The sequence below is a fragment of the Nocardioides okcheonensis genome (assembly GCF_020991065.1).
GTDB lineage: Bacteria > Actinomycetota > Actinomycetes > Propionibacteriales > Nocardioidaceae > Nocardioides > Nocardioides okcheonensis.
Genome location: NZ_CP087710.1, coordinates 1074787 through 1091887, shown reverse-complemented (window position 1 = coordinate 1091887; position 17101 = coordinate 1074787). Strand labels below are relative to the sequence as shown.

Below are 17101 nucleotides of genomic sequence, written 5' to 3'. Positions count from 1 at the left end.
CCGTGGCACCCCGGATGCGGCAGACTCCTCGGCGTGAGGATCCCCTTCCGCGGCGCACCCGACGCGCCCCTCGACCCCGCCCTGGTCGCCCCGATGTCGGTGTCGGCCCGCCCCGAGCTGACCGGTGGCCGCCGGGTCGGCGTGCTGGTCCAGCACGGCTTCACCGGCAACCCGTTCTCGATGCGGCCCTGGGCCGAGGACCTCGCCGCGCGGGGCTACGCCGTCGAGATGCCGCTGCTCCCCGGGCACGGCACGCGCTGGCAGGACCTCAACCGGGTGACGTGGGCCGACTGGGTGGCCACCGTGGAGGGCGCCTACGACAAGCTCGCCGCGGAGAACGACGCGGTGGTCGCGGTCGGCCTCTCCATGGGAGGTGCGCTGTGCCTCCGGCTCGCCGCCGACAAGGGCGACGGGCTCGCCGGCATCTGCCTGGTCAACCCGGCCGTCGACACGCTCCGCAAGGACGTCAAGGCGCTCCCCGTGCTCAAGCACGTCGTCCCGGCCATGCCCGGGATCGCCAACGACATCAAGAAGCCCGGCGCCGACGAGCACGGCTACCCGATGACCCCGCTGAAGGCGGCCGCGTCGATGTTCGCCGGCTACGCCGAGCTGCGCCGCGACCTCCCGCGGATCACCGTCCCGGTGCTCTACTTCCGCTCCGCGGAGGACCACGTCGTCGACATCTCGACCTCCCGGGCGCTCAACGCGGGCCTGTCCTCGAAGGACTTCGAGGAGCGGGTGCTCGAGGACAGCTACCACGTCGCGACCCTCGACAACGACGCGCCGCGGATCTTCTCGGAGTCGGCGGACTTCATCGCGCGCGTCACCGCCGAGCGGAGCTAGAGTCGACCCGTGCTCTATTGGTTCCTGAAGTGGATCGCCCTCGGGCCGGTGCTGCGACTCGTCTTCCGGCCCAAGGCCTTCGGCGTCGAGCACGTCCCGGCCGACGGTCCGGCCATCCTGGCCAGCAACCACCTGTCCTACGCCGACTGGCTCTTCATGCCGCTGACGCTCAACCGGCGGGTCACGTTCGTGGCCAAGGCGGAGTACTTCACCACCCCCGGCATCAAGGGCTGGTTCCAGAAGAAGTTCTTCACCGGAGCCGGGCAGGTCCCGATCGACCGGTCGGGCGCCAACGCCGCCGAGGGGGCGATGAAGTCGGCGATGAAGATCCTGGCCGAGGGTGACCTGTTCGGGATCTACCCCGAGGGCACCCGGTCGCACGACGGCCGGCTCTACCGCGGGAAGACCGGCGTGGCCCGTCTCGCGCTCGAGTCCGGCGCTCCGGTGATCCCCTGCGCGGTCGTCGGCACCGACGTGGTCGCCCCCACCGGCAAGGTCTACGGCACCTGGACGCGTCCGGTGGTCCGGTTCGGCAAGCCGCTCGACTTCTCCCGCTACGCCGGGATGGAGAACGACCGCTACATCCTGCGCTCGATCACCGACGAGATCATGTACGAGATCATGCGGCTGTCGGGGCAGGAGTACGTCGACCTCTACGCCGCCAAGGCCAAGGAGCTCGCCAAGGAGCAGGCCAAGCAGGCCGCCGCCGAGCAGGCCGAGCGGGAGAAGGCCGCCGCCGGGCCGGAGCAGAAGGCGTCCTGAGCGCCCCGACGACGCCGTCGGCCGCGGCTCCGCGCGCCGACTCGGCGCTCGCCGTCGAGGACCGGCTGCACGCGGCCCTCGCGATCGTGCGGGTGGTGGTGACGGTCAACATGGTGGGCCTCAACGCCTACCGCCGCGACAACTTCGACCACCCGACGGTCGGCCTGCTCGTGGTGGTGCTGCTCGCCGCGTGGACGGGCGCGGCGATCTGGCTCTACCGCGACCGGCCGCGCCGGACGCCGGCGCTGCTCGTGGCCGACCTGGCCGTGGTGCTGGCCGCGCTCGCCGTCACCCCGTGGGTGAAGTCGCCGGACTTCAACGCCACCGTCCCCGGGTTCTACGTGATGGGGGCCCTCTTCGCGTGGGCGATCCACTGGCACTGGCGCGGCGGGTTGGTGGCGTCGGCCCTCATCGCGGCGTTCGACCTGCTGCCGCGCTCGGACGTCGACCAGGGCAACTACGGCAACACGTTCCTCATCCTCATCGGCGGTCCGATCGTCGGCTTCATGTGCGAGTCGCTGCAGCGGATGGCGCGCGAGCGGGACGCCGCCGAGCGGGCGGCGGCGGCCGCCGAGGAGCGCACCCGGCTGGCGCGCGCCGTGCACGACGGGGTCCTGCAGGTGCTCGCGATGACCCAGCGCCGCGGCGCCGCGGCCGGTGGCGAGTGGGCCGAGCTCGCCCGGCTGGCCGGCGAGCAGGAGCGCGGGCTGCGCTCCCTCATCCGCCAGCAGGACACCGTTCCGGACGCGCCCGGCGGTCGGGTCGACCTCGCCGGTGCGCTGGAGGCGATGGCCACCGCGCACCCGGTGCGGGTCGACGTCGCCACGCCCGGCACGGCGGTGCTCGTCGACGCCCGGGTGGCCGGCGAGACGGTGGCCGCCGTGCGCGCGTGCCTCGACAACGTCCTGGCGCACGCCGGCCCCGACGCGTCGGCGTGGGTGCTGGCCCAGGCCGGCCCCGACGAGGTGACGGTCTCCGTGCGCGACGACGGTCCCGGCATCGCGCCCGGGCGGCTCGAGCGTGCGGCGGCGGACGGGCGCCTCGGGGTCGCCTCCTCGATCCGCGGCCGGGTCGAGGAGATCGGCGGGAGCGCGCGCGTCGACAGCGGGTCGTGGGGGACCGAGTGGGAGCTGACCGTCCCGGTCGGCGGACCGGCCTGAGGCGTCAGCGGAGCACGGAGAGGACCGAGGAGTAGTCGTCGGTCCACGTCACCGTGGGGGTGGTCGGCAGGGGCCGCCAACGGTCGCGTGCGAGCAGGTCGTCGGCCACCGCGTCCGACCGGGTCAGGACCACCCACTCGCTCCGCACCGCGCCGGGGCCCTCGCCGCCGGTGCCCATGACGGCGCGCAGGCCGAGGTCGCGGGCGTGCGCGGCGAGGACGGGACGCAGGTCGAAGACGCGGTTGCTGATGTGGACCGCGAGCGCGCCGTCGGGCCGGACCCGGTCGAGGAACACCTGCACCCCCTCGCGGGTCAGCACGTGGACGGGGATCGAGTCGGAGCTGAAGGCGTCCAGCGCCAGCAGGTCGTACGACCCCTCCGGCACCGACGCGGCGGCGAGCCGGCCGTCACCGACCACGACGTCGACGTCGGCGGCGGAGTCCTCGAGGTAGCCGAACCAGCGCTGGTCGCGCGCGATGTCGGCGACCACGGGGTCGATCTCGAAGAAGGTGACGCGGTCGACGTCGTAGGCCGCGATCGCCCCTGCGCCGAGCCCGACGACGCCAAGGTCCCGCGCGTCGCTCGCGGCCACCGCGTCGCCGAACGGCCCGTCGCTGGCGTAGTAGGTCGTGGGGGTCCCGGCGAGCCGGGGGTCGAGGAACTGGCTGCCGTGGACGGTCGTGCCGTGCAGCAGGCGGTGGGTGCCGTCCACCTCCTGCACGCGGTAGCTGCCGTAGAAGGTGCGCTCCGTGAGCAGCGACGCCCGTTCCTCCACCACGACGACCGCGAGCGAGGCGAGCAGGAGCGTCACGGTCAGCGCCGCCGGTGCACGGAGGGTGAGCCAGCCGACGACGACGGCGAGGACCACCGCGCCGACGAGGATCGCGCCGGTCGCGAGGTCGACCGTGCCCGGCACGACCAGGCGCGCCGCTGCGACGACCGCCACGCCGGCGACCGGCGTCGCGGCGACGGCGAGCACGCGTCGTCGGGTCCAGGTCGGCGGCAGCACGCCCACCGCGAGCACCGGGAGCAGGGCGACGGTCAGGAGGTGCTCCCAGGTGCCGTCGAACAGCAGCGGCGCCACCACCCCGTTGAGCAGCCCGCCGAGCGCCCCGCCCACCGAGACCACGAGGTAGAACAGCGTGAGGTGCTCGGGCTCCGGGCGGCTCGCGGCGAGCCGGGCGTGGGCGGCGAAGCCTGCGAGCGCCACCGACAGCACGTTGGCCACCACGACCAGCACGACCACCGGCGCGAGCCGGGAGCTGCCGAGGGCTGACGTGACCCCCGTGGTCACCGCGACCGTCACGCACGGCACGACCAGGCGGGCCGGGACGCTGCGCGCGGTCCGGGCGAAGGCGGCGACGAACGACGCGAGGTAGGCGGCGAGCGGCAGCACCCACAGCAGCGGGACCGCCGCGATGTCGGTCGACAGGTGGGCGGTCACGGAGAGCATCAGGCTCGAGGGCAGGAAGGCCCACAGGCACCAGCGGGCCAGCTGGCCCCTCGACGGAGGGGCCGGGCGCGGCGTGGCCGCGGCTCCGGGGACGCCGCGTCGCGGGCGGCGGACGGTCAGCGCGCACGCCGCCATCAGCACCAGGAAGCCGCCGAACGCGACCGACCAGCCGACGCGCTGCTGGGTCAGCGTGAGGTGCGGCTCGACGAGGAACGGGTAGGCGAGCAGCCCCGCGAAGCTGCCCAGGTTGCTGCCCGCGAACAGGAAGTACGGGTCGTCGGCTCGCGGACCGTCCGACCAGGCGTACCACCGCTGCACGAGCGGGCCGGTGGCCGAGAGGACCGCGAACGGGAGCCCCACCAGCAGCACCAGCGTGCGCAGCAGCCACAGGACGGGGCTGCCGTCGGCCGGGGGCGCGGCCTGCGCCGGCAGCGCGATCGGCAGCGCCAGCAGCGGCAGCGCCAGCAGCAGCAGGTGGGCCCGCGGCTGCCAGCGGGCGCCGAGGCGGCGCGTCGACACGTGGGCGTAGACGTAGCCGAGCAGGAGGAGGACCTGGAAGAGCAGCGAGCTCGTGCTCCACACCGTCGCCGATCCGCCGAAGGACGGCAGCACCAGCTTCGCGGCGAGCGGCTGGACCATGAACAGCAGCCCGGCCCCGAGGAAGGACGTCGACGCGAACAGCACCGCCACGGCCGGTCCGCGGCGGCCGGGGCCGACGTCGGTCGTGCGGCTGCCGGTCCGCCGGTCGGCGACCCGGTCGGTCGTCGTCTCTGTCACGCTCGGCCCCCTCGTCCCCCAGAGCGTAGGGGTGCGCGGGGTGCCGTGACCCCGCAACGGCGCAACTCGTCCTCCTGCGTGCGCCTCGCTAGCGTGGCGACGTGACGATCCACACCAGCCACCCGTTCCTCGAGCCCGAGGGCCAGCGCGATCCCGTACGCCGGCTGCGGGGTCGGCTGGCCGGCACGGTCTCGCTCTGGACCACCGGCACGGGCGCCGGCCGGGAGGGGCTCACGGTGTCGTCGTGGATGGTCGCCGGCGGCGAGCCCGGCCGCGTGCTCGGGCTGCTCGACCCCGACGCCGACCTGACCGAGGAGCTGGTGGCCTCCGGCCGCGGCGTCCTGCAGCTCCTCGACTGGGCGGACCGCGGGCTGGCCGAGGCGTTCGCCGGCACCGCGCCGGCCCCCGGCGGCCCGTGGCGTCTGGCGGGGTGGGTCGGGACCGACCACGGGCCACGGCTCGAGCACGCCCACACCTGGGCGCTCCTCTCGGTGGAGTCGGTGGCCGAGGTGGGCTGGTCGAGCCTGGTGACCTGCCGGATCGACGAGGTCGTCGTCGGCGACGACGGCGACCCGCTCGTGCACCGTCGCGGCCGGTTCGTCCCACCGGCCCGCGACGCGGTCTAGGATCGTCGCGACGTCGAGGACGGGGGTCACATGGTCAGCGTGATGGTGGTGGACGACCACCCGATGTGGCGCGACGCGGTCGAGCGCGACCTGCAGGCGGCCGGCCACGAGGTGGTCGCCGTGGCGTCCAACGGCCGCGAGGCGATGGCGAGGTTCCCGGCGGCGGCCCCGCGCGTGGTCGTCCTCGACCTCCAGCTCCCCGACCACAGCGGCGTGCAGGTGACCAGCATGATGCTGGAGCACGACCCGAGCGCGCGGGTGCTGATCCTGTCGGCGAGCGGCGAGCAGGGAGACGTCCTCGACGCGATCAAGGCCGGCGCCACCGGCTACCTCGTGAAGTCGGCCTCGAGCGCCGAGCTGATCGACGCCGTGGTCCGGGTGTCCGAGGGCGACACCGTCTTCACCCCGGGCCTGGCCGGCCTCGTGCTGGGGGAGTTCCGGCGGATCGCTGACGGGCCGGCCGACGACCCGCGCGACCAGCTCACGGAGCGGGAGACCGAGATCCTCCGGATGGTCGCCACCGGGATGAGCTACAAGCAGATCGCGGCCCGCCTGGTGCTCTCCCACCGCACCGTGCAGAACCACGTCCAGAACACCCTGCGCAAGCTCCAGATGAACAACCGGGTCCAGCTCACGCGGTGGGCGATCGAGCACGGGCTCGACGAGGGCCCCGAGGACTGACCCGGGCCGAAGCCGGCCTCAGCCCGCGGCGCCGCCGCCGAGTCCGGGCACGGTGAGCTGGGCCAGGACCCGCGAGCCGACGCCGTCGCCCTCGAGGTCGACGTGCCACGTGTCGTCGCCCCGCGCGATCCCGCACGGGACCGGCGGCTGGTCCGGTGACGGGGCGCAGGCCAGGGCCAGCACCCCGGGTGCCCGGACGACCCGGGTCTCCCGCTCGGGCGCGGGCGTCCAGCGCACGTCGAGCGCGGTCGCGAGGGCGAGCGCGCGCCCGGGGGCGGAGTCGCTGCCCCGCACGGCGCCCACGAGGCGGTAGCGGATGAGCAGGGAGGTGGCGCCGTCGAGGCTGACCTCCGCGGGCCGGTCTGTCACCCGGTCGGGCGCGGGGACGGTCTCGCCGTCGGCCACCACGCTGAGGTCGGTCGCGCGGACCGGGCCGCCTGCCCCGGCGTCGGCCCCGGCGTCGGTCCCGACGTCGGGCACGGCGAGCGAGAGGGTGCGCAGCGGGGTGCGCGAGGTGATCCGCTGGGTCACGACGATGTCGCCGCCGGGACGCACCGTCGCCTCCACGCGGGAGCCGCCGGGAGGCACGGGCACCGCGCTCGGCGTCGGCTCGCCGTCGAGTCGGGGAGCGGCCGCGTCGCGTCCACCGCTCCCGTCGAGCAGGCGGACCGCGAGCACGCCGCCCGCCACGACCACGGCGACCAGGACCAGCAGCACGGCCGCGGTGCGGGTGCGCGACGGAGCCCCGGAGTCCTCCTCCCAGAGCAGCGTGGCGCGGGGCGCGGGGCCCGGCGCGAGGACCGGCTGGGCCTCCGGTTCGGTGTCGGGCTCGGGCCGGCGCTCGGACTGCGGCGCGGGGTCCGGCTCGGGCTCGGGCTCCGGCGTCGGCGCCGGCTCCGGCGGCTCGGGTGCCGGCTCCGGCTCGGGTGCCGGCTCGGTCTCGGGCGCCGGCTCGGGCTCGGGCGCCGGCTCGGGCGGGACGGACTCCACCGCGGGCGCGGGGCGAGGGGCGGGCGGCAGCACCGTGGGCAGCCGGTTCTTGTACTGCTTCCTGCGGGTCACGGTGCCTCCGGTGGGCCGAGCGGCGTGGCGGTCAGGACGGCGAGGTTCTGGTAGCCGCCCCGCGAGGCGTCGTAGGGCGGGGCGCAGGTGACCAGCACCAGCCGTCGTCCGCCCGAGGCCTCGAAGAGCTCGGGGCGGTCGGTCAGCGGACCCTGCGGGACGAGCGTGCGTGTCCGCACCTCGAAGACCTGGCGCAACGCCCCGGCGCCGAGCTCGACGCGCGCCCCGCGACCGACGGTGAGCAGCTCCGCGAACGGCCCGAGCCCCTGGGTGCGCGAGTCCACGTGGGCGGCGACGAGCGTCACGCCGAACGGGTCGCCGACGCGGGAGCCCCCGCGCCACCACCCCGCGACCTCGATGTCGCGGGGGACCGCGAGCAGCCCGTCGGACGCCGTGCCCACCGCCCGCACCTCGACCGTGCGCCCGCTGGGCAGCACGGCGCGGTCGGGAGGGCGGGCCACGACGACGGACGGTGCACGCCGCGCGGGCGGCACCGGGGCCGCGCCGTCGGTCGGCGAGCCGCTGGCCGACGGGGAGGTCGGGGAGGTCGGGGAGGTCGGGGAGGTCGGGGAGGTCGGGGAGGTCGGGGAGGTCGGGGAGGCGGGCGGTGCCGACGCCGCGGAGCGCGCGGGAGCCGGGACGTCGTCCGCGCACCCTGCGACCGGCGCGACCACGGCGCTGGCGAGCACCGTCAGCAGCCCGCGGGTCACCCGGCCCGTGACCGGGACCACCGGGCCCCACCCGCGGCGACGGAGGCCGCCAGGACGAGCAGCAGCGCCACCGCGACCGGCGACCGCGACGGGTCGTGCGTCGCCGGGCTCGCGAACGTGGTGACCGCGTCGTCCACCATCCCCGCCGACCCGGTGTCGATCCGGGTGGGCACGACGCTCCCGTCGGGTGCGAGCTCCTCGGTGTGGGCGATGACGGCCATCGACCCGTCGCGCGGGTTGCCGTAGGCGTAGACCATCGACAGCGTCCCGGCGGCGAGCGACAGGTCCAGGGGGCCCAGGATCGGGTCGCCGCCGGCGCCGGAGGGCAGCAGGGCCACCTCGATCGAGCCCTCCGGGACGTCGGCGTCGGCGAACTCCCCGTTGGCGATGTTGGTGAAGACGGTCTCCCCGTCCACCTGGACGTCGGCGGGCGGCACTGTCGCGGTGTGCGCGAGCAGCACCCGCGCCTTGCCGGGCCCGATCGCCCCCGTGGGCGCGTCGTAGGAGTGGACGACCGGGTCGCCGTCGACCTCCGCCGGCAGGTGCAGGACGACGTCGCTCGCCTCCCCGCCGCCGACCTCGAGCGTGGAGTCGACGGTGAAGTCGGCGCCGGTGAAGGAGATGTCGTGACGCCCGGGCGTCAGGCCGAGCGGGCCGAGGACGTCGCCGACCGCGGCGTTGCGCGCGACCTGCCGTCCGTCGACGGCGACGGCGACGGTCGTGCCGGGCACGGCCTGGATGACGGTGACGAGCGCGGGCGTCGGAGCCGCGGTCGCCGGCGCCGCGAGCGGCAGCAGCACCAAGGTGGCGGCAAGCGTGGCCGGAACGATCCTGTGCATGTCGTACGTCCCCCCCGTGAGCAGCCCCCGAGCGGGGACCTCCCTCACCACAACACCGCCCCGGGCCCCGCTCAACCCCGATATCGGGTACGTCGGATCCGGCTCCGCACCCCTGGGGGTAGGTTGCGTGCGACCCGGGCTGGCACGGAGGAGGACGACGTGGACGACACACGACGCGTGCAGGGCTACCTCGCCCGCCTCGGGCTCGGCGACGCCCCCGCGCCCGACCTCGCCGGACTGCGCCGTCTGCACCGCGCGCAGGTCGCGCGGATCCCCTACGACAACCTCTCCACGATGCTGCGCCGGCCGGACCCCGCCGACCCCGTGGCCGCCGTCGACCGCGCGGCCGCGGGCGGCAGGGTCGGCTACTGCTTCCAGCAGAACGGCGCGCTGGAGTGGCTCCTCACCCGCCTCGGGTTCTCGGTCAGCAGGCGCCACGGACACGTGTGGTTCCGCCCCGAGGACGAGCTGGGCACGACGCTCAACCACCTGGTCCTGGTGGTGTCGGGCCTCCCCGACGAGGACAACCCCGGAGGCCACTGGTGGGCGGACGCGGGTCTGGGGGAGGGCTTCGCCGAGCCGCTCCCGCTGGTCCGCGGCGACCACCTCGTCGACGGCTGGTCCTTCGGCATCGGTGCCGGCTTCGGCGCCCAGGCCTCGGGCCGCCCCACGGGTCCGGCCGCCTGGACCTACCGGCACCTGCCGGGCGGGGTGCTCGGCGGCGTCGTCGTCACCTCGCGCGACCACGGTGCTCCGGCCGTCGAGTCCGCCCACGCGACCCTGAGCGGCAGCGACGACTCGCCATTCCGGCGGGTGCTCGTCGCCCAGCGCATCGACGGCCCCCGGCTGCTCACCGTCCGCGGGCTCGTCCACCAGGTCCTCACCCCGGACACCCGCGACCAGCAGGACCTGGCGTCGTACGACGAGTGGCGCGCCGCCCTGGTCGACGACCTGCTGCTGGCGGTCGGCGACGTCACCCCCGAGGAGTGGGAGTGGCTGTGGGACCGCACCCTCGCGGCGCACCGGGCGTGGGAGGAGGCGGGGCGGCCGTGACCGCCTGGCGCCCCGCGACCGCCGACGAGGCCGTGGCGCTGCGCGACCTCGAGCGCGCCGCCAGCCGCGCCGGGCTGGCCCACGTGTTCGGCGACCTGCCCTACCCCGACGACGACGTGCTGGCGCGGTGGGTGCTGCTGCTCGACGACCCGGGCGTCACCATCGAGGTGGTCGAGGACGACGGGGGACTGGTCGCGCTCACCGCGCACGACGGCGCGACGCTGCGGCACCTCGCGGTCCGTCCCGACCGCTGGGGCGGCGGGCTGGGACGGGAGGGGTTCGAGCGGGCCAGGGCCGCGGGTGCCCGCCGGCTGTGGGTCCTCGCGGACAACGACCGGGCCCGCACGCGCTACGCGGCCTGGGGGTGGCACCCCAGCGGGACGACCCAGGAGTGCCCCTGGCCGCCCTACCCGACCGAGGTCGAGTACGTCGCTCCCTAGGATCGGGTCATGCCCGACGAGCGGACCGACCAGCTGCTGCAGCTCGCCGACGACCTCTACGCGCTGCCGCTGCCCGACTTCACGCCGGCCCGCGACGCGCTGGTCAAGGAGCACCGGTCGGGCGACAAGGACCTCGCGGCCGGCCTCAAGGGACTGCGCAAGGCGTCGGTCGCGGCGTGGGTGGTCAACCTGCTCGTGCGCCGTGACCCCGACCAGGTCGATCAGGTGCTGGCCGTCGGCGCCGCGCTGCGCGACGCGCAGGCCGACCTCGACGCCGCCCAGCTGCGCGAGCTGACCAAGCAGCGCCGCCAGCTCACGGCGTCGGTGACCACCGCCGCCCGTCGGCTGGCGCGGGCCGAGGGCGTCACCGTCACCCAGGCCGTCGCCGACCAGGTCGAGGCGACGCTGACCGCCGCCATGCTCGAGGCGGACGCGGCGCGAGCGGTCCGCAGCGGCCTGCTCGTCACCGCGCTCTCCGCCACCGGCCTCGGCGACCTCGACCTCAGCGGCTCGGTGGCCGTCCCCGACGCGTTGGGGTTCAGCGCGACGGCGCGCCCGGCGCCCGGGGCGACGCCGGACCCCGCCGGTGGTCGGCCCCAGCTGCACGTCGTGCCGGATCCCGACGCCGACGCCAAGGCCCGGGCCGCGGCCGACGAGCGCCTGGCCGACGCGCGGGCCACGCTCGCGGCGGCCGAGAAGGAGCACCGGGCGACCCGCCGCGGCGTGGAGAAGCTCCAGGCGCGCACCCTGCAGCTGCGGGCGGAGATCGACGAGCTGCGCAGCCGGATCGCGACGCTGGACGCGAGCCTGGAGGAGGTCGACGACGAGCTGTCGGAGGCCGAGGCGCTGCACGAGGAGGCGGGGGAGACGGTCGAGGAGGCGAGGTCCGAGGTCGACGCCGCCCGCGCCGCGCGCGACCGGCTGTAGGCGCCTACGAGGCGGCGAGCGCGGCTGCGGCGAGCAACCGGTCGGCCGGGGTGGCGGCCGGGTCCCGCGCGACGAGCGCGGTGACCGGGACGGCCAGGCCGACGAACGCGCGCTCCTCGGTCGTGGCGACCCGGCCCGACGTGGGCACCAGCTCGGGGAGGGCGTCGACGGGGACACCGGCCGACCGGCACGCGTCGAGCGACCAGGTGTACCGCCCGTCGGCCAACAGGCCGGTCGCGGCCGCGTGGGTCGCGTCGGTGGCGTGCCAGGTGCCGAGCGTCATCCGCGCGACGAGGTAGGACTCCAGGCCCCCCACGGCGTACCGGCCCTCCACCACCAGCGCCCAGGTGTGCGGCTCCTGCGCCGCCACGCTCGCCAGCACGTCGACGGTCCGGGCCAGCACCGCGCGGCGCGGGGAGCCCAGGGTCTCGCGGTCCCACAGCACGGTCGCGACGGGGTCGGTGGTCACCGCCACCCGGTCGGGCCGCTCCGTCCCGGCGCCGTCCACGACCCGGCGCGCGGCGGTGAGGGTGGCGCGCCACAGGTCGTCGGGGGCCAGCTCGAGCCGGCCGTCGTGCTCCGCGGGCGCGACGTCCACGTGCGTCGACGCCACGACCGAGAGGTCGTGGCGCAGGACCGCCGCGGTGACGCCGTCCGGACCGGCGTCGAGGACGAGGGTGCTCACGCGCCGTCGCCGGGTCGTCCCTCCCGGATGATCTCCAGCACCCGGCGGTCGATCCAGGCCGGGCGCGGTCCGCGGTCGACCCGCATCTCGTGGTTGGCCGCGCCCACCCACGCCACGAAGCTCTCCCGGCCGGCCGCGCGCGCGAGGTCCTCGAGCTCGGCCATCAGGGCGTCGTCGACCGGCACCTGCTCGTCGGGCGTGGAGGCGGTCAGGTAGAGGTCGTTGAGGTCCAGCAGCCGGGCCAGCTCGGTCACCGGCGCGGCGTGGTCGTCGACGCGCAGGTCGACCGCGACGTCGTCGTGGCCGCCGTAGCCGGCACCGTCGCGGACCACGAGCAGGGCGGCCGACTGCCTGCCCCGGCTGTCGCCACCGGCCTCGTCGCCGGCGGCGAGCGCCGCCAGCAGCCGCCGCTCGACCGGCTGCCCGGTCGAGCCCAGCCAGGCGCTCTCCATGGCCTCGACGACCTCCGGGCCCGTGAGGATGTTGCCCTGGACGGCGTAGCCGCCCCTCTCGCCGCTGCGCCCCGTGGTGCCGCCAGCCCACGCGAGGCAGCCGCTGCCGGTGTAGGTCGCGGCGTTGCCGTCGGAGTCCACGATCCCGACCTGCCGGTCCTCGCGGCCCTCGTCCTCCTCGACCAGCCGGTCGAGCGCGACCTGCGCGGTCGCCCCGTCGTCGAGGTGCGCGAGGGCGAGGTACTTGAACGCCAGGTTGGCGTCGGCCTGCGTCGCGACCGCACCGATGCCGGCAGCCGCGGCCGGGACCGCGGAACCGACGGCGAGGAACTTGGAGGCGACGGCCACGCCCCACGACTCGCCGTCGTCGGAGCGCGCCACGATGGAGAACGTCATGCCGGAAATCTAGCGGGCGGCCGGGCGGCCGGGCGGTGCGGATTGCGTGGTGTCCCTCCCGCTGGCGGCCCCGATGGGTGAGGATGGGCCCGTGCTGGATCGTCTCGGGTTCCCTCACGTCGGAGAGCACCGACGCTTCGTGTCGGCCATCGTGTGCGACACCGTCGGCAGCGGCCTGTTCATGCCGATCACGCTGCTCTACTTCCTCGCGATGACCGACCTGTCGCTCGTGCAGATCGGCTCGGCGCTGTCGCTGTCCGCGCTGCTCACCATGCCGGGCGCGTTCGTGATCGGGAGCCTGGTCGACCGTTTCGGTCCGCGCCGGATGATGCTCGCCGGCAACCTGGTGCAGGCGGTCGGGATGATCGCCTACCTCTGGGCCGACTCGCTGCTCGCCGTGGCGCTCTGGACGACGCTGCTCAACATCGGCCGGCAGTCGTTCTGGGGGTCCTTCGGCAACGTGGTCACCGCGATCTCCGCGCCGGGGGAGCGCGAGCTGTGGTTCGGCTTCCTGCAGGCGGTGCGCAACCTCGGCTACTCGGTCGGCGGGGTGCTCGCCGGCATCGCGCTGCAGATCGGCACCGACCTGGCCTACGAGACCGTGGTCGTGGTCAACGCGGTGACGTTCGTGATCGCCTACGCCCTGCTCCTCGACGTGCCCGACCACCGGGCACCGCACGACGACGACGCGCCGCTCGAGGGGTGGGGCACGGTCCTGCGCGACGGCCCGTACCTGCGCCTGGTGCTCGGCCAGTTCGGCTTCGTCGCCGGGATGATGGTGCTCAACTTCGCGATCCCGGTCTACGTCGCCGAGACCATCGACCTCCCCGGCTGGGTCGTCGGCGCGATCTTCACCCTCAACACCGCCATGGTGGGCCTGGGCCAGGGACTGGTGGTGCGCCGGATGAACGGTCAGGTGCGCGCCCGGATGATGGCGCTCGCCCAGCTGGTGTTCGTGGCGAGCTACGCGCTGTTCGTCGCCGCCGGGTGGCTGCCGGTGTGGCTGGCCGTGGTGGTCATGCTCGTCGGCGCGGGCGTCTACACGCTCGGCGAGCTCGCCGGCGGCCCGGTCTTCAGCGCCACGGCGGCCGAGGCGGCCCCCGACCACCTGCGCGGTCGCTACCTCGGGCTCTTCCAGCTCAGCTGGGCGATCGGCGGCGCGGTGACGCCGGTGGCGTTCACCTACCTGCTCGCCCACGGCGCCACCACGCTGTGGTGGGTGCTGGGCGCGCTCGCCCTGGCCAGCGCCGCGTACCTCCAGCGACTGCCGCGGACCCTGCCCGCGTCGGGGCTGCGGGTCACCGACCGGGCCGGCCGGGCCGAGGAGCCCGAGACGGCCTGAGGCCGACGGGCACGCCTCAGGGCTGCCCGATCCCGGCGAGCAGGTCGGTGAACCACGCCTGCGAGGCGTCGAAGGGCTTGTGGCCGGCGACCCGGTCGAACTCGATCGCGCGCAGCTCGTCGCCGCGCTCCTCGTCGTGCCCGACGAGGCCGGGCTCGCCGGCCAGCGCGCACGCCACGGCCTTCTCCGCCATCTCGCGGATCAGGGCCAGGTCGGTCTCGCCGGCCGGGGCGGACCGGGAGAAGTAGCCCGACTTCTGCACCATCTGCTTCTCCGCGCCGATCTCGTGGGAGAACCGGTCGGCGAAGTAGCGGCCCGGGTTGATCGTGTCGATCTTGATGTGCCCGAACGGGTCGCGCCCGACGGTCTCGCCGCGCGACTCGAGCTCGGCCACGATGTCGGACACGCCCGCGCCCTCGGCCAGGAAGATGTTGACGCAGCCGATCTCGTCCATCACCGCGCGCAGCCGCGCGGCCTCCGCGGCGAGGTCGATGCCGCGCTCGGGGACGTAGACCGCGTGCAGCGCCCAGCGGCGGGGGTCGAGCCCGAGGCCCGGGAGCCACTCCTGCTCGGCGTGCCAGGCCATGTAGTCGCGCGCCGCGGCGGCGGTCAGCCAGCCGCTGGCGCGCCCCATCACCTCGTGGACGATGAGCATCCGCGGGTTGGAGCCGTGCTCGGCCAGCACGTGCTGGGCGAAGACCGAGGCCTCGTGGGCCGCGGTCAGCGCACCGAGGCTCTGGCGCACCGGCACGATGTCGTTGTCGATCGTCTTGGGCAGGCCGACCACCGTCAGCTCGGAGCCGAGCGTGTGGAGGTACGCCGCCAGGTCGGCCGCCGCGGTGTTGGTGTCGTCGCCGCCGATGGTGTGCAGGACGTCGACGCCGTCGGCCTGCAGCCGCGCCGCCGCGACCTGCAGCGCGGTCTCGTCGGGGCCGATCAGCCCGCGGCGACGGCAGTCCTCGTCGTTGGTCAGCTTGACCCGGCTGTTGCCGATCGGGCTTCCGCCGTAGCGGTGCAGCACCGCGGCGCCCGCCCGCTCCTCGGGACCGATGACGAGGCTGTTGCCGGTGAGCAGGCCGTGGTAGCCGTGCCGGTAGGCGATCAGCTCGATGTCGGGGTCGGTCGCGTCGTAGGTCTCGATGAGGGCACCCACGGCGGAGGACAGGCACGGGGCGTAGCCACCCGCCGTCAGGAGCGCGACACGCTTCGGCATGGGGAGCAGGGTATGTGGAACGTTCCAAGTCGGGAAGGCCGGTCCAGTGCGCAGACCGGTCGGCGGACGCGACACGCACCCCCGCGAGGGGGACGGTGGTTGCCCTGCGCGGTCCCCGCAGGACAAGGTGAGCACGACCCCCCGGGCGCCACCGTGCCCGGTGCGGACCGAGAGGGGAGTCCCGATGAGCGCGACCGAAGCCACGCAGCAGGACGTCAACGGCGCCGAGCCCGACCTCAAGCGGGTGATGGGGCCGAGGCTCCTGCTGCTCTTCATCGTCGGCGACATCCTCGGCGCCGGCGTCTACGCCGTCACCGGCAAGCTCGCCGGCCAGGTCGGCGGCATCGCGTGGCTGCCGTTCCTCGTCGCGTTCGCCGTCGCGACGGTGACCGCGTTCTCCTACCTCGAGCTGGTCACCAAGTACCCCCAGGCCGCGGGTGCCGCGCTCTACACGCACAAGGCGTTCGGCATCCACTTCGTGACGTTCCTCGTCGCCTTCACGGTCGTGTGCTCGGGCATCACGAGTGCCTCGACGTCGTCGAACCTGCTGGCCGCCAACCTGCTGATCGGGTTCGGCAACGACAGCCCGTCCACCGGCGCCACGCTCGCCGTCGCGCTCGGCTTCATGCTCGTCCTCGCCGCGATCAACCTGCGCGGCGTGGGGGAGAGCGTGAAGTTCAACGTCGTGCTCACCCTCGTGGAGATGACGGCGCTGGCCATCGTCATCGTGATCGGGTTCGTCGTGGTGGCCCGCGGCGACGCCGACCTCGGCCGGATCACCGTCTTCGAGAACCCCGACGACAAGGGCCTCTTCATGGCCGTCACCGTCGCGACCGCGATCGCGTTCTTCTCGATGGTCGGCTTCGAGGACTCGGTCAACATGGTCGAGGAGACCAAGGACCCGATGCGGATCTTCCCACGCACCATGCTCACCGGCCTGGGCATCGCGGTGGTGATCTACATGCTGGTGGCGGTCTCCGTGGTCGCGGTGATCCCCGCCGGCCAGATCGCCGAGCCGACCAACGCGGAGGCCGGGATCCTGCTCGACGTGGTGAAGATCGGCGCGCCCGACCTCCCGATCGACAAGCTCTTCCCCTTCCTCACGGTCTTCGCGGTCGCCAACACCGCGCTCATCAACATGCTGATGGCGAGCCGGCTGATCTACGGCATGGCGCAGCAGGACGTGCTGCCCCGCAGCCTCGGCAAGGTGCTGCCCGGCCGCCGGTCGCCGTGGACCGCGATCGGGTTCACCACCCTGCTCGCGCTGGCGCTGATCACGGTGGTCTCGACCCAGTCGGACAACTCGGTCGTCAGCGCCCTGTCCGGCACGACCGCGACACTGCTGCTGGCCGTCTTCACGATCGTCAACGTCGCGTGCATGATCCTGCGCCGCGACCCCACCCCCGACGAGGCCTTCCGTGCGCCGTCGTTCCTCCCGGTCGTCGGCGCGGTCTGCTGCCTCTACCTGCTCGGGCCGTGGGCGCGGACCGAGGCCGACATGATCCAGTACAGGATCGCGGGCGGCCTGCTCGCCGTGGGCGTCGTGCTGTGGGCGCTCACCTGGGCCACCAACCGCGGCGTGCGCGCCAAGAAGACCGGCTTCCGCGACATCGACCACCTCGAGGAGTGACCGCCGCGACGGCGACACACGTCCGGGTTCGCCGGACCCGGTGGGCGTCG

General features: G+C 74.8%; 17 protein-coding genes. 10 read left to right on the top strand and 7 right to left on the bottom strand.

All coding sequences use genetic code 11. The features are described 5' to 3' along the window. Positions 1-33: 33 nt before the first annotated feature. The 3 genes from LN652_RS05115 (at position 34) to macS (ending at position 2765) form a co-directional block, all read left to right on the top strand. A complete protein-coding gene (locus tag LN652_RS05115; protein WP_230443609.1) occupies positions 34-843 on the top strand; it encodes an alpha/beta hydrolase in 810 nt (269 codons plus the stop codon). Between the two features lie 9 nt (positions 844-852). After that, positions 853-1605, top strand: a complete 753-nt coding sequence (locus LN652_RS05110) for a lysophospholipid acyltransferase family protein (protein WP_230443608.1) — start codon at positions 853-855, stop codon at positions 1603-1605. A 95-nt stretch (positions 1606-1700) separates the two neighbouring features. Beyond that, on the top strand, positions 1701-2765 hold the full coding sequence (macS, locus tag LN652_RS05105) for a MacS family sensor histidine kinase (protein WP_230443607.1): 1065 nt from the start codon (positions 1701-1703) through the stop codon (positions 2763-2765). 4 nt (positions 2766-2769) lie between these two features. On the opposite strand, the gene LN652_RS05100 is transcribed toward macS, so the two are convergent. Continuing rightward, positions 2770-4995 carry a spermidine synthase gene (locus LN652_RS05100; protein WP_230443606.1) on the bottom strand — a complete coding sequence of 742 codons (2226 nt, stop codon included), beginning with the start codon at positions 4993-4995 and terminating at the stop codon, positions 2770-2772. Positions 4996-5096: 101 nt separating this feature from the next. On the opposite strand from LN652_RS05100, the gene LN652_RS05095 reads away from it, so the two are divergent. Together LN652_RS05095 and LN652_RS05090 are read left to right on the top strand one after the other, a co-directional pair. Beyond that, positions 5097-5621 carry a flavin reductase family protein gene (locus LN652_RS05095; RefSeq protein WP_230443605.1) on the top strand — a complete coding sequence of 175 codons (525 nt, stop codon included), beginning with the start codon at positions 5097-5099 and terminating at the stop codon, positions 5619-5621. A gap of 30 nt (positions 5622-5651) precedes the next feature. Continuing rightward, positions 5652-6302 carry a response regulator gene (locus LN652_RS05090; RefSeq protein ID WP_230443604.1) on the top strand — a complete coding sequence of 217 codons (651 nt, stop codon included), beginning with the start codon at positions 5652-5654 and terminating at the stop codon, positions 6300-6302. An 18-nt stretch (positions 6303-6320) separates the two neighbouring features. Here the strand turns inward: LN652_RS05090 and LN652_RS05085 are convergent, their stop codons facing one another. Genes LN652_RS05085 through LN652_RS05075 form a run of 3 tightly spaced genes read right to left on the bottom strand, consistent with a single transcriptional unit; the run spans position 6321 to position 8913 of the window. Continuing rightward, positions 6321-7364, bottom strand: a complete 1044-nt coding sequence (locus tag LN652_RS05085) for a hypothetical protein (RefSeq protein WP_230443603.1) — start codon at positions 7362-7364, stop codon at positions 6321-6323. Continuing rightward, on the bottom strand, positions 7361-8095 hold the full coding sequence (locus LN652_RS05080; RefSeq protein WP_230443602.1) for a class F sortase: 735 nt from the start codon (positions 8093-8095) through the stop codon (positions 7361-7363). Before LN652_RS05080 ends, LN652_RS05085 begins: the two co-directional genes overlap by 4 nt. Beyond that, a complete protein-coding gene (locus LN652_RS05075; protein ID WP_230443601.1) occupies positions 8071-8913 on the bottom strand; it encodes a DUF4397 domain-containing protein in 843 nt (280 codons plus the stop codon). Before LN652_RS05075 ends, LN652_RS05080 begins: the two co-directional genes overlap by 25 nt. A 159-nt stretch (positions 8914-9072) precedes the next feature. On the opposite strand from LN652_RS05075, the gene LN652_RS05070 reads away from it, so the two are divergent. Genes LN652_RS05070 through LN652_RS05060 form a run of 3 tightly spaced genes read left to right on the top strand, consistent with a single transcriptional unit; the run spans position 9073 to position 11333 of the window. Continuing rightward, on the top strand, positions 9073-9966 hold the full coding sequence (locus tag LN652_RS05070; protein WP_230443600.1) for an arylamine N-acetyltransferase family protein: 894 nt from the start codon (positions 9073-9075) through the stop codon (positions 9964-9966). After that, positions 9963-10406: a GNAT family N-acetyltransferase gene (locus LN652_RS05065; RefSeq protein ID WP_230443599.1), complete on the top strand. Its 444-nt coding sequence runs from the start codon at positions 9963-9965 to the stop codon at positions 10404-10406. The genes LN652_RS05070 and LN652_RS05065 overlap by 4 nt, the downstream gene beginning before the upstream one ends. Positions 10407-10415: 9 nt before the next feature. Then, the gene (locus LN652_RS05060; RefSeq protein ID WP_230443598.1) at positions 10416-11333 is read left to right on the top strand and encodes a coiled-coil domain-containing protein; all 918 of its coding nucleotides are present in this window, start codon (positions 10416-10418) and stop codon (positions 11331-11333) included. Between the two features lie 4 nt (positions 11334-11337). Here the strand turns inward: LN652_RS05060 and LN652_RS05055 are convergent, their stop codons facing one another. Together LN652_RS05055 and LN652_RS05050 are read right to left on the bottom strand one after the other, a co-directional pair. After that, positions 11338-12018 (bottom strand): acetate and sugar kinases/Hsc70/actin family protein, encoded by a 681-nt coding sequence (locus LN652_RS05055; protein WP_230443597.1) that lies wholly within the window; start codon positions 12016-12018, stop codon positions 11338-11340. Then, on the bottom strand, positions 12015-12866 hold the full coding sequence (locus LN652_RS05050; RefSeq protein WP_230443596.1) for a DUF1028 domain-containing protein: 852 nt from the start codon (positions 12864-12866) through the stop codon (positions 12015-12017). The genes LN652_RS05055 and LN652_RS05050 overlap by 4 nt, the downstream gene beginning before the upstream one ends. 91 nt (positions 12867-12957) lie before the next feature. Between LN652_RS05050 and LN652_RS05045 the strand changes: the two genes are divergently transcribed. Beyond that, entirely contained in the window at positions 12958-14208 is a 1251-nt protein-coding gene (locus tag LN652_RS05045) for an MFS transporter (protein ID WP_230443595.1), read from the top strand. A gap of 16 nt (positions 14209-14224) precedes the next feature. On the opposite strand, the gene LN652_RS05040 is transcribed toward LN652_RS05045, so the two are convergent. Then, positions 14225-15421: a pyrophosphate--fructose-6-phosphate 1-phosphotransferase gene (locus LN652_RS05040; protein WP_230443594.1), complete on the bottom strand. Its 1197-nt coding sequence runs from the start codon at positions 15419-15421 to the stop codon at positions 14225-14227. A gap of 184 nt (positions 15422-15605) precedes the next feature. Between LN652_RS05040 and LN652_RS05035 the strand changes: the two genes are divergently transcribed. Next, complete coding sequence (locus LN652_RS05035) at positions 15606-17051, top strand: APC family permease (protein ID WP_230443593.1); 1446 nt, start codon at positions 15606-15608, stop codon at positions 17049-17051. The last annotated feature ends 50 nt before the right edge of the window (positions 17052-17101 follow it).

Coding starts and splice junctions, on each gene's coding strand:
- LN652_RS05090 (WP_230443604.1), top strand. CDS start 5,652: ATGGTCAGCGTGATGGTGGTGGACGACCACCCGATGTGGCGCGACGCG.
- LN652_RS05075 (WP_230443601.1), bottom strand. CDS start 8,913: ATGCACAGGATCGTTCCGGCCACGCTTGCCGCCACCTTGGTGCTGCTG.
- LN652_RS05060 (WP_230443598.1), top strand. CDS start 10,416: ATGCCCGACGAGCGGACCGACCAGCTGCTGCAGCTCGCCGACGACCTC.
- LN652_RS05050 (WP_230443596.1), bottom strand. CDS start 12,866: ATGACGTTCTCCATCGTGGCGCGCTCCGACGACGGCGAGTCGTGGGGC.
- LN652_RS05040 (WP_230443594.1), bottom strand. CDS start 15,421: ATGCCGAAGCGTGTCGCGCTCCTGACGGCGGGTGGCTACGCCCCGTGC.
- LN652_RS05035 (WP_230443593.1), top strand. CDS start 15,606: ATGAGCGCGACCGAAGCCACGCAGCAGGACGTCAACGGCGCCGAGCCC.